At 56.1% G+C, this 14890-nt stretch carries 9 protein-coding genes; 4 read left to right on the top strand and 5 right to left on the bottom strand.

The window, feature by feature from the left end; translation table 11 throughout:
* Positions 1 to 126: 126 nt before the first annotated feature.
* From F4X57_13060 to F4X57_13050, 3 genes are all read right to left on the bottom strand, one after another.
* A complete protein-coding gene (locus tag F4X57_13060; protein ID MYC08079.1) occupies positions 127 to 1023 on the bottom strand; it encodes a hypothetical protein in 897 nt (298 codons plus the stop codon).
* 222 nt (positions 1024 to 1245) lie between these two features.
* Positions 1246 to 2133 (bottom strand): hypothetical protein, encoded by an 888-nt coding sequence (locus F4X57_13055; protein MYC08078.1) that lies wholly within the window; start codon positions 2131 to 2133, stop codon positions 1246 to 1248.
* 687 nt (positions 2134 to 2820) lie between these two features.
* Entirely contained in the window at positions 2821 to 3828 is a 1008-nt protein-coding gene (locus tag F4X57_13050; GenBank protein MYC08077.1) for an amidohydrolase family protein, read from the bottom strand.
* 628 nt (positions 3829 to 4456) lie between these two features.
* Between F4X57_13050 and F4X57_13045 the strand changes: the two genes are divergently transcribed.
* The gene (locus tag F4X57_13045) at positions 4457 to 6226 is read left to right on the top strand and encodes a Rieske (2Fe-2S) protein (protein MYC08076.1); all 1770 of its coding nucleotides are present in this window, start codon (positions 4457 to 4459) and stop codon (positions 6224 to 6226) included.
* Positions 6227 to 6378: 152 nt separating this feature from the next.
* On the opposite strand, the gene F4X57_13040 is transcribed toward F4X57_13045, so the two are convergent.
* Positions 6379 to 8322 carry a DUF262 domain-containing protein gene (locus F4X57_13040; GenBank protein ID MYC08075.1) on the bottom strand — a complete coding sequence of 648 codons (1944 nt, stop codon included), beginning with the start codon at positions 8320 to 8322 and terminating at the stop codon, positions 6379 to 6381.
* A 256-nt stretch (positions 8323 to 8578) separates the two neighbouring features.
* On the opposite strand from F4X57_13040, the gene F4X57_13035 reads away from it, so the two are divergent.
* Positions 8579 to 10219, top strand: coding sequence for a thiamine pyrophosphate-binding protein (locus F4X57_13035; GenBank protein ID MYC08074.1), 1641 nt, complete (start codon positions 8579 to 8581; stop codon positions 10217 to 10219).
* Positions 10220 to 10524: 305 nt separating this feature from the next.
* On the opposite strand, the gene F4X57_13030 is transcribed toward F4X57_13035, so the two are convergent.
* The gene (locus F4X57_13030) at positions 10525 to 12291 is read right to left on the bottom strand and encodes a hypothetical protein (GenBank protein MYC08073.1); all 1767 of its coding nucleotides are present in this window, start codon (positions 12289 to 12291) and stop codon (positions 10525 to 10527) included.
* A 404-nt stretch (positions 12292 to 12695) separates the two neighbouring features.
* Here F4X57_13030 and F4X57_13025 point away from each other — a divergent pair, with 404 nt between their 5' ends.
* Positions 12696 to 13829: a VWA domain-containing protein gene (locus F4X57_13025; protein MYC08072.1), complete on the top strand. Its 1134-nt coding sequence runs from the start codon at positions 12696 to 12698 to the stop codon at positions 13827 to 13829.
* A 159-nt stretch (positions 13830 to 13988) separates the two neighbouring features.
* Positions 13989 to 14765 (top strand): hypothetical protein, encoded by a 777-nt coding sequence (locus F4X57_13020; GenBank protein MYC08071.1) that lies wholly within the window; start codon positions 13989 to 13991, stop codon positions 14763 to 14765.
* Positions 14766 to 14890: the final 125 nt, after the last annotated feature.

Here is a 14890-nt window from a genome sequence, read left to right as displayed (position 1 = left end):
GATATTGAGTATAGCAGGACTTGGTTATCTTGTCAACCTTTCCGTATAATTCCCTAAGGATAGATGAGGTTTCCGTTCCGTTCAGTGCGTAAGTATATCAACTTATAGTCGCGCGCGCCTTATCGTTCACCGCCCGTGGAGCTGCCGCCGCAAGCGTTCTATCTCTGCCTCGGCAGCCAGTCTTGCCGCCTCAGAACTTTGGGCTCGCGATTCGGCACCTTGCGCTCGCGATTCGGCGTCCTGTGCTCGCGATTCGGCGTCCTGCGCTCGCGCCTCCGCTTCCTGACGCATCTGCCGCTCATCTTGCGCCCATGCCTCTGCCGCTTGCCGCGCCGCAACCTCCTCGCCCGGAGTCTTCAGCCTCTCTCCCGTAACGCTGTCCCACAGCGAGAAAGTGCTTATGCCATCCTCTAATCGATGATAAAAGTCCACGCCTAGGACTTCACTGCGCGACCATACCTCGCCGTTGGACTCGGTGTGCAGCTCAAATCGGTTATATTCGCCGTTCACCAAGCGCTCGCCCACAAGCGGCTCACCATAGTAGCCGTGCTTGTCAAGTTTCCAGTATTCCTGAACGCCCATCCGCGCGTAAATCTCGCGCTTTTCACTTAAGTCTCGCGCAGCCGTACTTTCGGAAGCCACCTCTAGCACGAAGTCCGGCGGCTTGCCCCATTCGTCTATGCGGTAGCTGCGACGCTCCGACTCAATCATCCTGGCGGGCACGTCGAAAACCACATATCCGTCTGGAACAATAACAGAACCGGGAACGGCCGAGTCGTAGATAACATTGGTCTGCTCAGACACAAGCACGGCTCGGTCATCCTCGTATCGCCCCCAGAGTATGGACATAACATAGAGAATCGTACTTGCTTGCTGCATCGCGTCCTCTGGTGGCTCCGGCGCGTCATTGATGAGTTCGTACCACGGCACTTCGCCTGCGTCCGGCGGCTGCGTCTGCACGACATCGCCCTGTGCGCCATTCGTCTGCGCAGTCAACTTTGTCTCGATGTTCGGAGTTGTCATGTGCTTGCCTCTGGCTGGGATTGGTAGGTCGTCATACTTCCTTCAGTACATGTTAGCGCTAATCCCCGTCTGCCTACACAGGTTCGTCCATTCCACCACCTACCATGAAGGCAAATAGGGGACTGCGGAACGGACAAAGTAACTTCGTCCACCCGCGCCGCCCCCTAATTCCCGACGTATTGCATGTATTGTGGTTCAATGCCGCCCGTTTTGCCCAATTGCCTACTGGCGGATGAACTTTTGGATGCGCTGCCCTTCCAGCACTTCGCCCACATAGATGTCACCATGCGAGTCGACCGCCATGCCGTGCGGCGCGTAGAACAAGCCTGGCTCGTGGCTGTGCTCGTCGCCCCAGCGCGCCAGCAGGTTACCCTCGCCGTCTATGATGCTGACGCGGTGCTGCAACTCGGGCACATATATCTCGCCTTCCGGTCCGAAAGCAACCGACGTCGGCTGCTGGAAGCCTGTCCACATGAACAGGAACTCGCCCTCCTCATCGAAAACCTGAATGCGGTTGTTCTCGCGGTCGGCGACGACAACTCTGTTTTCGGCGTCAACGCCGATGCCGTGCGGCAGGTGGAAGTCGCCGGGGTTGTCCTTGCCGGGCAATCCCCATGACTTCATGTGCGTTCCGGTGGAGTTGTAGTGGTGTACGCGGCAGTTGCTGTATCCGTCTGATATAAATATGTCGCTGTAGCTGCCGATGGCGATGCCGGTGGGCATATTGAAGGGGCCACCGGGCTTTTCGACGAGGAATCGCTCGGACTGCTCGCCGGTGTCAGATGGCACATCTCGTGTGCCAAGTGTGAGAAGCAGGCTGCCCTCAGGATCGCGCTTCTCGACGACGTGCGAGTCCCTGTCCGCTAGGTAGATATTGCCTCTTTCACCCACGCAGATGCCGTGCGGCTCCTTGTGCTGCAGGTCCCACGAGTCTAGGTAATTGCCTTCTCGGTCAAAGATTACGAGGTTGTGTGTGCCTCTGTTATAGACATATACATTGTCGTTGCCGTCCACCGCGACATCGGCAACTTGCTTGAACTCGAAGCCTTGGGGCAGCTGCCCCCAGCCCTCTGCAACCTCGTACATGAAATCGCCGCTTCCAAATGCCATAGTCCTGACCTCCCATATCAGTAAATTGGCTCAGCTGCGGGAGCTTGCCTACCAAGCACGCAGCCATGCGTTGAACGCGATACAAGTGTTGCGTCAATATACGGCTTTTGAGCGCAGAGGGTCAAGTGAGGAAGGAACTTACAATAGGAAGAATAGAGGATAATTAGCTGCGCGCGCCGTTTGGCGAGGCTAGACGACCAGCCGGCAAAGCCGATGTTAGCCAGTGACAGTCTTAATTCAGTTTCCGATGTTCAGTAGCCTATCTTGCGCAGTCGTCATGTAATCCGCAGAAACAGGCGTATGCCATAAGAATACTCGCGCCTGCAATGGCTACTGGAAACAGAATGCCGAGCACCGCTCTTATCCTTACAGGGATTTCTTTGTTGCCGTTGATGCTCACGGGCGAATCTTATCAGCCTATCCGTTGTAATGGTATGTATCCTGCGGAGGGAATTTGCGATCAACATTGATCCAAGAGACGCGTATCAGGCCATACCAGTCGAGTATGCTCAAAACGCTTAATGTGAAAAGCGTCAGCGCGACAACCACGAACAAGAGCTCCATTATCGGCGCAACCGTGATCACATCCATATCGCCCTGATGCAATTACAATAACAGACACGGGCGGACAAGATACACAGGACAAGGTCTATATCCCATCTATCCTGCCCGTCCCGTTGATTAGGCTTAAATCCGATACGCCTTCACAGCCGTGTCGTGGAAAAGCGCGGCTTTTTCGCTGTCGGAGAAGTCGGCTACGATGCGCTTGAACGAGTTCCACATCACATTGTACGAGTACGACACCTTGTCCACCGGGAAGTTGCTCTCGAACATGCAGCGTTCCACGCCGAACTGCTCGATGACATATAGGTAGTACGGCGCCGTGGCTTCCGCCAGCTCGACCGAGCCGATTGGCGTCTCGCGCTCGTGCCAGTCGTTGCCGTAGTTGGGCATGCCGCAGCCGCCCACCTTCACGAACACATTATCGTTCTGCGCCACTTCCGCGATGCTTTGCTTCCAAACTTCCATAACCTCAGCGCGTCTGCCCTCGTATGGACCGATGCCGAGCGGTGCGCCGATGTGGTCAAGGATGATGCGCGTATCCGGGAACGAGCGCGCGAGGTCCACAAGTTCGGGCAGCTGCGGATGGTACATCCACGCGTCGAATGCCAGGTCCATACTCTGCAGCACCGCGAAGCCCTCGCGGAACTCCGGCGTCATCAACACGCCTGCGCCGCGGTCGCGGTATGCGGGTATCACCGGGCTAGGGTCGTGCGAAGTGCCATGCCGTATGCCGCGGAACCTGCCCTTGCCCAGCTCGATATGCGCTTCGAGCACTTCTTGGACAGCGTTGCCAAGCGTCAGATCTGCGTGGCTTTGTATGGCGGCGTTGACATTCGCCGTCACATCGGAACGCGAGGCTGCTTCTTCCGCAACCGCTGCCGTGAATTCAGTCTCGCCAAGCGGCTTCAGATGCTCCGGTCCGTCCTCCCGGTACATCGACGAGCACTCCAAGAACACTGTGCTGACGATGTTGTGTCCCGATGTGAGGTCGCGCTGCAGGTCGTCGAGCATATAGATATTGCCCGGCCGCTCCCACAGGTGGTGGTGCGGATCGCAGATAGGCAAATCCGGGTCGATAGTCTCTTCGATGGTATTTTCTAGCCAGTCGTTGCGTGGCGGTAGCATAACCATTGATGTGCCTCCTAATATCTACCTTCTGTCTTATGTAGCTTTACCGCAATACTCGGAATTGAGGGTGTCATACAAACTATTCACTATACGGGCCACTTGTGCTGTGCGCGGGTTTAATATCGGCTATCGCACTCACTCGGCAACCCGCCTACTCGCCCAACGAATCGCCGAAGTCGGCGTATTTACCAGTGCAGGAACATACATCGGGTTCTATCGTCATGTCAAATTGCGGCGAGATGCTGATATGAAACACACTTTGATGCGCAGTACCTTTTGGGGGGAAGTAATATCCCTTCAGTGGCATTACCGTCATTGACTATACAATGCCCTTACACGACTGAAATACGTAAGAGCAGGGCGCGAACCACTTAGTCCCTTCCCTCCTGATTGGGGAAAGCCGGGATGGGGGGGAATCGCTTTGTGCGACATCTAGCGTTCTATTCAGTCGCCCGTTCCTGCTTCCTGCTGCGGATGATACACGAAATAAAGCAAGAGTCATATATCCGGCGTAATTGATGAGCCTATTGGACCGCCCCATGCAGCCATCCCAATCCTCTGCTACATTAGTCGTATAAGCATAGTCGCGAATGACATTACAACACAACGCCAGCGGCGAAGGGAGGGCACTATGGCTACTATGACTGACAACCTCATCCGGGTTGGCACGCTGAACGAGATTCGGGCGCGTGGATGCACGGTCGTTACGGGCGGCGGGCATACAATTGCCGTGTTCGTGCATGGCGACGCCGTCCATGCGGTGGACAACCGCTGTCCGCATATGGGATTCCCGCTCGACAGGGGCACAGTGAAGAACGGCATCCTCACCTGCCACTGGCATCACGCGCGATTCGACCTATCAAGCGGCGGCACATTCGACCCGTGGGCGGACGATGTTCGCTCGTTCCCGGTAACGATCGATGACGGCGAGGTATGGGTGAACCCATCGCCGCCGGAACCAGACCAGACCGCGCGCTGGTCCAAGCGTCTGCAAGACGCGCTGGAAGACAATATCCGCCTCGTTATCGCTAAGTCTGTATTGGGTTTGGACGCGGCGAAGGCAGACTATCGTGTGCCGCTGGGAATTGGCGCGGATTTCGGCACGACATACTCGGCGGCAGGCTGGGGGCAGGCGATGACGATACTGACTTGCAGTGCGAGCATGCTGCCGTATCTCGACGCCAAAGACCGCACGCTGGCGATGTATCAAGGGCTGATGCATGTTGCGCGCTCCAACGCGGGCATGCCGCCGCGCTTTATGCTCGACCCGCTGCCGACCGGCGAGACGCGGCACGAGGTGTTCAAGCTTTGGTTCAGAAACTTCATCGATGTACGATACGCAGACGGTGCGGAGCGCTGCCTGCGCACGGCGATTGAGGTCGGCATTCCGGAGCAGACCATCGCGGACATGATATTCGCAGCCATCACCGACCACCTCTACGTGGACGGCGGGCATATGCTCGACTTCGCCAACAAGGCGTTCGAGCTACTCGACCATCTCGGCTGGGAGCACGCCGCACAGGTTCTTACCAGCTTGGTGTACGGAATGGCGGGCGTGCAGCGCAGCGAGGAACTGGGCACTTGGCGCAATCCGGAAGACATCGCGACGATGACTTGGCAGGCGCGCGAGGCCCTTGCGGCGGCTTATGACGAGGGCTTGGGCAAGCGCGGTGAGTGGGACGACGAAGGCGCACTCGTCGATATGATACTGCAAGATGATCCCGCAGCAACGCTCGACGCCATAGTAGAAGCCGTGCGAAATGGCGCGAGCGAGGCGCAGATTGGCTCGGCGGTGGCATTCGCGGCGTTCATGCGGATGGCGCGATTCCACACATCCAACGAGTTCAACGACTGGGACACGCTGCACAACACGCTGACGGCGGCGAACGCGCTGCATCAGGCGCTCAAGCGCGCGCCGTCCCTTGAACTCCTGCGTGGCGCGCTGGACACCGCGATGAGCGTGTACTTGGATCGCTTCCTGAACATGCCCGCGCAGCGAGTGCCGGACCCGCTCACGAACGGCACGGCAAACGGCGCAGCGAACCCTGCGATAGACGGCGGTACCTTACGCTCCGACCTGCTGTCCGGCATGGATGTGCAACAGCGCGTAGAACCGTCCGCGCAGATAGTGTCCGACTACATCAGCGGCGGCGCGGAGCCTGAGGGCATCATCGCATCGCTTGGACACGCGATGCTGCGCGAAGAGTCGGGCTTTCATAACTTCCAAATTGTGGACGCGGCGATAAAGCAGCACGAAGAGCGTCGCGGCACAGACGAAGCGCGCGTAGTGCTGATAGCCCTATCGCGCTTCCTCGCGGCGCACGCACCCACATCGCGCGCCGTGCGCCAAACCTACAACATTGCGCTGCGGCTGCACCGCGGGGAGGCGCTGTATAGTTAACGGCCGGGGCTAACAGGATATAGATACGTGCCGTTCTACGTTGACAAAGTGGAACGGCACATATCAGCGTTACTTTCGGACATCAACTGTCAGTTGTAGGATCTGGTTGGGATGCCCAAGTCCTCCTACGAAGGCGTTCTTGGCACTCCAGATTAGTCCGCAGCAACATCAAGCACCAGCACGTCTTGCGAGACATAGTCCATCAGCGATTCAACGTCAGTATAGATTCGGAATCCCGCTTGACTGACAATTGTCTCAACTGGTGTGTCTTCATCAATGAGTAGCGCCACAGGTTGGCTCAATCCCGCCTGCAACCCATCAGGCCATGCCAAATCTATCATTGCCATAGGTTGATCAGTGCGTTCGTTAATTAACTCGTAACTGAATTCACCTTCGGACAATCCCATCGCAACCACTCGCCCATTCACATTCTCCAGTTGTCGTTGTTCCTCGTCGCTGACCACACCGCCCGGTAGGCTGCCTATGTCTGATAACATTTCTCCTATGGGTGTTGGGAGTGAGACAGCGCTTTCTAGGAGATTGTCCAAGAATTTATTCGTAGCCTCCGCCAACAACCTCCGCCTTGCCTCCAGAAAATCTTGGTATCTATCAATCCGATGAAGCTCGCCATCCATAGGTATCCAGTGCGATTCTACTGCGCCGGGATGCTTTTCGGCATACTCTGGAATGTATTTCTCAGGATACTTGTTAGACACCTCAAGGTTCGTCTCTTTCGTTAGAAATGTGAAATTGGCGAGCGCGTTGACCTCATTTCGAGAGTAGCCTCGTTCATACAGCCTCGACTTAGGGAATATGTGGTGCATTTCAAGGCCAGTGCTCTTTCCAAGCATCGCATTGGATAGTTCATTGCCTGTTCCCCAGTCTCTTGCATGGTTCACGCGCGTAAGCATGTATAGCATCGGATAGAAGCGTGCGCCTATGGTAGATGCTGAGAAGTCGTCGGGCGCAATCCGCAAATGTCCGCGAATAATACGCAGATTCTCTATGAGATTATCCAATCCCGTATCGGTATCTTCTATTGCGTTGAGGTCTTGACCTAAGGCAGATTCCGTGGATCCTGAGTACCGTCCCCACAGGAATGTATGGATGTACCAGAACAGCAGTTTATTTGCCTCCTTATAATCCGTCAGATGACCTCCTCGCTGCTCCAAGTATCTTGTCATCACCGGAAACGCATACGGTCCAGCAAGAACTCGTGTGTGGTCGAGTCCAAGTCGAGACGATATGAGATTTAGCAAGTAATCAATGTGTTTCTCGGTTTTGGACAACCCTGCGTTAATTTCATCTGCGCTTTTGTCGGTTATCTCCGAGAATCTGGCTTCTCCAGTTACCAGAGCGTTCAAGCACCTGAGCAGCCATTCCAGTTTGAAATGAAACCCTGCTTCCTTCCATTTAGCTAACCGTAGTTTCAGTTCGTCACGAGCTTCAGGCCAAATCGTGCAAATCTTGGCTAATGCTAAGTCGGCTTGCGACAATTTCGTGCCGCCGCTGTTGATGCGGTTGAATATGTCCACTACTACATCCACGTCAGATTCTGACACTATGTCTTCGTATAGGTCTATCGAGCCAATTGTGGTAACTGCATTCAACCTGTTCACGTATGTTTGTGCCTGCTCTTTCAGTCTTTCATTCTGAAAGATGTTATCCACCATAGGACCAATGCCGTTTTGCATCAGTTCGGTGACATTCACCCAGAACGGGTTATTGTTCATACGAGAGGGAGCGTAGAACTCGAACACTTCAGTTTCTAGGTTAAAATACAGACCGGTGAATGTGTTGGAGTTGCCTTCAAAAAAAGGCGGCTGCTTACCCTTGATAATGCCATATAGTGTAGTTATGCGCTGCTGTCCGTCCAAGATCAGTTTAACCGGGGAGGCCGCAGCAGGAACATCTCCTCGATTATCGACACTTTCAGAGTGCGCTTGCCACATGAGCAAACTGCCTACAGGATATTTGTGGTATAGCGAGTCCATCAGGAAGCGAACTTGATTGCGATTCCAGACATATCCTCTTTGGAAGACGGGAAGCAGAATGAACCCTTGATCAATAGACGATAGTATATTGTCGACATTCATTGTGTATAAATCCTTGTCAATCGCCCTTACGTATTACGAAGACTCCCACGTATGTAATCATACATTCAAATTCTCGTGAAATTATACAACACATAACAAACACGGGCAAAACAAACATGCGGCTTCAGATCATCTCACTGCTCATGTCAGGCGGTTTGGCGCACTCCGCCGCATTGTGATAACCTTGCGCCTGTCAACAAGCCTGCCCAAACTGAAAACTGACGACTGAAAACCAATAACTGCAAGGAGTACAGATATGGCAAAGGTTACCGGCAGCTATCTCATAGCAAAGACGCTCAAAGAAGAGGGCGTGGAGAAGCTCTTCTACCTTATGGGAGGACCTGACTTCGACATCGTGATGGGCTGTCAGGACTTCGGCATCGAAACCATCGACTTCCGACACGAACAGGCGGCAGCATTCGCGGCGCACGCATACTCCCGCGTTACCGGCAAGCCCGGCGTCTGCACCGCGGCGTCCGGTCCCGGCACGCTTAACTTACTCACCGGCGTGTATGCCGCTTCCATCGACTGCTCGCCTATGGTCATCCTCGGCGGCGCGAGCGCGGTTCACGAAATCGGCAGGGACACCTTCCAAGAGGTGGACCAAGAGCGCATCATGGAGCCTATCGTCAAGTATTGGCACCGCCCGACAATGGCGGCGCGCTATCCGGAAATCGTCAGCACCGCGTACCGCCAGTCCATGTCCGGCAGGCCCGGTCCCGTCTATATCGACTGCGGCGCGGATGTGTTGTACGAAGAGATTGAAGAGGACGCGGCGGTAAAGCCCACGCGCGCGGCTCGCAAGTCCGTGCCGTCCGGCGATCCGGCTGCCATCTCCGAAGCTGTGCAAATGCTGGCGGATGCCGAGCGTCCGGTCATATTCTCCGGCGGCGGCGTGTTCTTCTCCGGCGCGGCACCCGAGATGGAACGGCTGGTTGACATGACAAGCACGCCATTCTACACCGCGCCGATGTCGCGCGGCGTTGTGCCGGAAGACCATGCCGTATCGTTCCAAGGAGCGCGCAGCACCGCGCTGCGAGAAGCCGACCTCGTGATGGTCATCGGCACACGGATGAACTGGATGATCAACTACGGCCAGCGCTTCGGTAACGCCAAAGTCGTGCAGATAGACATCGAGGCGAGCGAAATCGCGCACAACCGCGATGTTGACCTCGGAATCGTCGGCGATGCGAAGTCCATTCTCGGACAGATGAACGCGGAAATCGAAGCCAGGCCCGAAGACTTCGCCGGCAGGCTGGAATCGCCGTGGATTTCGCGGCTGCAAGAGGACAACGACCGCCGCGCTGGTCAGCAAGCGGCCCTGCTGAACTCCGACCAGACGCCAATTCACCCGCTACGCCTGTGCAAGGAGATCCGCGACTTCCTAGACCGCGACGCCATCCTTTGCGTTGACGGCAATGAGATTTTGCACTTCGGTCGTCAGTCTTTGCCGACATACGTGCCGGGTCATCGCCTCAACTCCGGCGTAACGGGCACGATGGGAGTCGGGCTGCCTTATGGTATCGGCGCGCAGATTGCCAAGCCGGACAAGCAGGTGCTAGTGCTGCACGGCGACGGCTCGATGGGCATGAACGCGATGGAAATCGACACCTGCGTACGCTTCAATCTGCCGGTCGTTACGGTCATCAGCAACAACGCCGGTTGGACGGCGCGCACGCCCGACCGCCGCAAGCCTGGCCGCGAGCTCGGATTTACGAACTACGACGGCATGGCGCGCGAACTCGGAGCATACGGCGAAGAGGTAACCGACCCGGACGAGATTCGCCCTGCGCTCGAACGAGCCTTCGCCAGCGGCAAGCCCGCCGTAGTCAACGTAATAGTCGAACCAACGGCAGCCGGTGTCTCCCGAGCCTGGGGCGGCTCCCGCATGGAATAGTCACATAACCCAATCCGCACACATCCAATGTAGGCAGCGGCCGGTATGACATCCATTCTCGTCATACCGGCCGCTTTTTCTGTCCAGCATTTAACAGGATGTACAGCGTGGGCAGGATAGATGTACCTTCCCCATCAAGAATAATAAAGAGCCTGAAAATGCCGCCGCTATGTCGAACGCCATGACGAAGCAGGAGACACACGGAATCTTACGTCCACATATTTCAGATTCCTTAAGGCGTTTCGGAATGACAATATCCTGCCAGTCCTGCCCATCCCGTCAAACGCATGGATGGTGCATGGCGCTCACCGCGCCCTTGCGCCTTCCACTTGCACGGTGATTACATCAATGTCGTGGAACTTTTGGTGGCGGACAGATTTGGCGTAATAACGCAGCAGGCGGTACGATACCTCGATCGCGTCCAAGACTTGGGGCTCGTCGTTCAGGTACGCAAGCCTATCTTCCAGATTTTCCACATCGTACGCCGCTGACAGGAACTCCAGATCCGCCACATCGTCGTCAACCTGCGCGTTGATGATGAGCCGCCGCTGCTTGCCCGTTTCGTCCGCCTCTTCCTCGTGCACCATAATCGAGAGCGTCTCTTCGCCGATGGCGCGCAGACTCTCCGTAGATGCTTCGTCCCAATGCTTGTCCGCTGCGAAATCTTGCATAAAGCGGTCGATTTCCGGCATTGAAGACTGATCAAGGTCAACTTCCAGCCGCTTGCGTCTCGCCGATGTCAGCTCTATGAATCCAATCAGCAGCGCGGCGGCAAGTCCACCGGAGGTAACGCTGTTGCTCAGCAGAGCGTCCAAGGTACCGGTAAGCAGGTCCGCGAAGATGGCCTGGTTCTGGAAGCCCATGCCGACCCAGAAAGATACTGCCACCACTATCGCCTTTCTATGGTCTATCCCATCCTGGGTTACGGTCTGCACGCCCTCTATGAACACCAGCCCCATTATTATCATTATGTACGCTGCAGCCACGGGAGACGGTACGGCTATCAGCAGCGCAGTCGTCTTCGGCACCATGGCCATAGCGATGAATATGGCGCCGGCCCATACTCCCGCGCTACGTGATGCGATCCTCGTGAGACTGACCATCGCCACGCTGGGGGAAGCGGTCATCGTGGGGACAGTCCCCGCCAGCCCTGACGCCAGGTTGCTCAGAGCGTTTATATGGAGTCCGCCCTGGATGACTCTGAAGTCGGTGGCGCGCGGCTGACGCCTGGAAACGCGCTGGATTGCGCTTGTATCGGCAACCGCCTTGAACGATGTGATGACCATTATCAGCAGAAACGCGGGGAGAAGCGCCCAGAACTTGAGCCCAGGAGTAAAGTCGAATCCGGGCCAGACACTCCGGACCTCAGGGGAAAATCCACCCCCGAACCAACTCACTCTCTGCACAAGGTCAATGTCATACAGACCGAATGGCAGACTGACTAGGCTGCCAATCACGATGCCTATCAGCGGCGACCATATCTGTAACGGGCGGGGAGCTCGCAGAAGCATAAAGGCTATCACCGCCAGAGTAACGACAGCAGCAATGGGAGCGGCTATGGGCGATACGGACTTTCCGGGAGGCACTTCCGTCAGTATCCCGAATACCGCCAGAATCACGGTCGCCGCTATCAGCATGAGCACCGTGCCGGACACCACGGGGGTGATTATGCGGCGGAACAGCGAGAGTCGCGCAGCGACGAAGAATTTCAGCACGGATGACAGGACAACCAGCGTTGCCATCATCACAGGCCCGCCCTGCATCAGAGCCGTTATGCAGATGGCGATTGCGGGCTCGGCAGTTCCTATTACCAGAACATGCCCAGTGCCGAAACGCCCAAGTCTAAGGGAATTGAAAATCGTAGCAATACCGCAGACGATCAATGAGGCGAATACAGTCCACCTTAGGTATTCGTGCGGTAGCCCTGCTGTGCGTACTATAATTACTACTGGGACTACGACTAACGCTATCATGACTACCGCTAGTTGGAATCCTGTGATAGCAGCAGTTAGAGGTGGACAAGACTCTTCCGGCTCGTAGAGTATGGTGTCATTCGCGTTCTCTGATGCCAAAGATACTCCTCATGTCGGCGACAAGTCGGCTCCGTATCAACAGTAACTCAAACTCCCACTATTATCCAATCCAGATGTACATTTATCTGACCCAGGTGTAAGTTGTCACTCCATAGGCAGATATTATGTGTTCAGACAGTCCAAGGGAAATACTTACAATCTCGACCGATTGTCTGAGTTTCAAAGCGTGCGTTGCCAGGGTCATAATTTCAGCGCAGCGCTATTATAGTTTCATGTTTAACAATTGTCCAATGGAATTTCCAGCAAATAATTATACATGGAAAAAATTACCGTAAGAAAATAATACGCGGCGCGGGAAAATGCGAAATCCATGCAGCCCCGGCAGTCCCCAATGATGTTATCTTGTGAACGCACATTCTCTAAGCTGACTAATCGTGAAACAAATGACAAAGCCTGTTTCCTATGACTTTACGACACACCTTACGCACTTTTGCCGGGTGCTGCGCACACACGGGCTGCTGATTAGCCCGCAGGAGACGGCGGATGTAATGCGCGCGCTAAGCGCGGTGGACATGATGGACCGTGGCAGGGTGTACTGGTCGTTGCGCGCGCTGCTGCTCTCGCGCCGAGACGAAATCCCCATCTACGACTCGCTGTTCGAGCTATTCTGGAACTTCGAGGAATTACCACTACGCCCGCACATCGACTCAGACGACGACCTAGTTGGCGGCGCGCGCGAGTTCCGCCGAACGCCCAGCGTCGCGATGATGCCCGAAGCCGACGATTCGTCGCAAAACACGCTGGTGCAGATGCTGCGCACAGGCGCGAGTCGCCGCGCAACCGCATCGCCGCCCGACCTAAGCGTGCTGCGTGCTGATGAACTTTCCGAGTTGTCAGCCATCGCCGCGCGAATGATACGCGCGATGGCGTCTCGGCCCGGACGCAGACGTAAGCGACACCGGCGCAAAGGCAGCCCGGACCTGCGCGCCGCGATGCGTCTGAATATGAGCAGCGGCGGCGACGCCATCGTGCTGCCGCGCAAACGCCGCGTGCCCAGAACGCCGCGCTTGCTGGTAATGCTCGATGTCAGCGGCTCGATGGAGCGGCATGTGCAACTGCTCTTGCAGCTCATATTCGCCGTGTCGCAGCACACCAAGCGCGTGGAGGCGTTCGTGTTCAGCACATCGGCGACGCGGGTTACGCGTGAACTCAACGCGCCGTCGTTCAGCGAGGCGCTGGCAGGCATCGGACGCGCAGCGAGGCACTGGTCCGGTGGCACGCGCATAGGCGAGGCGCTTGCACTGGTGAACACAAGATACGAGCAGATTCTCAGCCGCTACACGACGGTCTTCCTGTTAAGCGACGGCTGGGACACAGGCGACCCGGAGCGTCTGTCCCGAGAAGTGCAGCGCATGCGTCGGCGCGTGCACCGCGTAGTCTGGCTCAACCCGCTGCTAGGCAGCGAAGATTACCAGCCACTAACCCGAAGCCTTCAAGCCGCCCTCCCCCACATAGATCACCACGCCTCAGCCCGCGATGTTGAGAGCCTAAAGCGCCTGCCAGCCTTACTACGGTGACGCGCGCCTCAATGCTGATTGCCATAGGGTTAATTGTCACAGGCGAATAAATGTGTCATTTCCATCAAGTACGAACCTGTCGCAAATGATGTCGTCGTATTGCCCGAGATTTGCTAAGCCTAACCTAGCATGTTCAGTACGGTTTCAGGATAAATTAGTTTGCTGAAAACGTGGCTACGGATAGATGACGGCTTAACGCTGTTGGTGGAAGCAGATATAGCGAAAGGCTTCGTACATATGAAAAAGATAATCGGCATAGTAGCTGTACTGATGGCGGCGATAGCGCTAATCGCGGCGACTGATCCGCTTGCGGAATTGACGGAACAGGTCGCCGAGCTTCAGGCACAGATAACCGCGATGGAGACGCACGCATCCGACTTGGAATCGCGCATGGCATACTTGGAACGCTTCGACCCCCGGGACACATTCGAGCCCATTGAAGGCGCAGGCTCTCGACCGATACAAGCAGCGCCGGTTAACGCGCGGCTCCCGTTCGCGGATGGCATAGAAATTGCGGTCATCAGCGCTGCCGTAATCAGGAAGCATTCCGAGGTGAAAGAACTGCCTGAATGGGCAAGGCCCGGAGCGGGTGAAAGCGTCGTCGCAGTCGACGTAAATCTGTACAATGGCACCCGCAAACACGGGTCTGTCAATACTTCTATGTGTCCGTGGGAATCTCAAGACACTCTGGCGACATATTACGGCGGCGACTGCGCAAAATTCTCGTTCTGGAGCATTTTAGTGGAGGATGAGGCATTCCCCCTAGTGGGGCCCACATCTCTGCCAATGGAGGAAGGCGCCAGTCTAAATAGGATAACTCTATATTTCCGTGTCTCAAGTGTCCGACCGCTGGAAGGCGTGCTGGCATACGAGCACCCGGCGAATGAGGTTTCGCACAGGTATTGGCGGATAGACCGTGTGCGGGAGTGGAATTAGTCGCTCACAGATTTGCAGCGCAGATGCAAAGCCGCGCAGCCTGCAAGCCCCGCCGCCGCACATCGATTATCACCCTTCGGCGAGGGATGTGGAGAGCCTAAAGCGTCTGCCTGCGCTACTGCGGT

The organism is Chloroflexota bacterium, assembly GCA_009840355.1.
GTDB lineage: Bacteria > Chloroflexota > Dehalococcoidia > Lucifugimonadales > JADFKI01 > Bin90.
This window is presented reverse-complemented; position numbering and strand designations above follow the sequence as displayed.

Bases quoted from the DNA above. Each gene is read 5' to 3' on its own strand.
- F4X57_13060 (MYC08079.1), bottom strand. From the start codon at position 1,023: ATGACAACTCCGAACATCGAGACAAAGTTGACTGCGCAGACGAATGGC.
- F4X57_13055 (MYC08078.1), bottom strand. From the start codon at position 2,133: ATGGCATTTGGAAGCGGCGATTTCATGTACGAGGTTGCAGAGGGCTGG.
- F4X57_13050 (MYC08077.1), bottom strand. From the start codon at position 3,828: ATGGTTATGCTACCGCCACGCAACGACTGGCTAGAAAATACCATCGAA.
- F4X57_13045 (MYC08076.1), top strand. From the start codon at position 4,457: ATGGCTACTATGACTGACAACCTCATCCGGGTTGGCACGCTGAACGAG.
- F4X57_13040 (MYC08075.1), bottom strand. From the start codon at position 8,322: ATGAATGTCGACAATATACTATCGTCTATTGATCAAGGGTTCATTCTG.
- F4X57_13035 (MYC08074.1), top strand. From the start codon at position 8,579: ATGGCAAAGGTTACCGGCAGCTATCTCATAGCAAAGACGCTCAAAGAA.
- F4X57_13025 (MYC08072.1), top strand. From the start codon at position 12,696: ATGACAAAGCCTGTTTCCTATGACTTTACGACACACCTTACGCACTTT.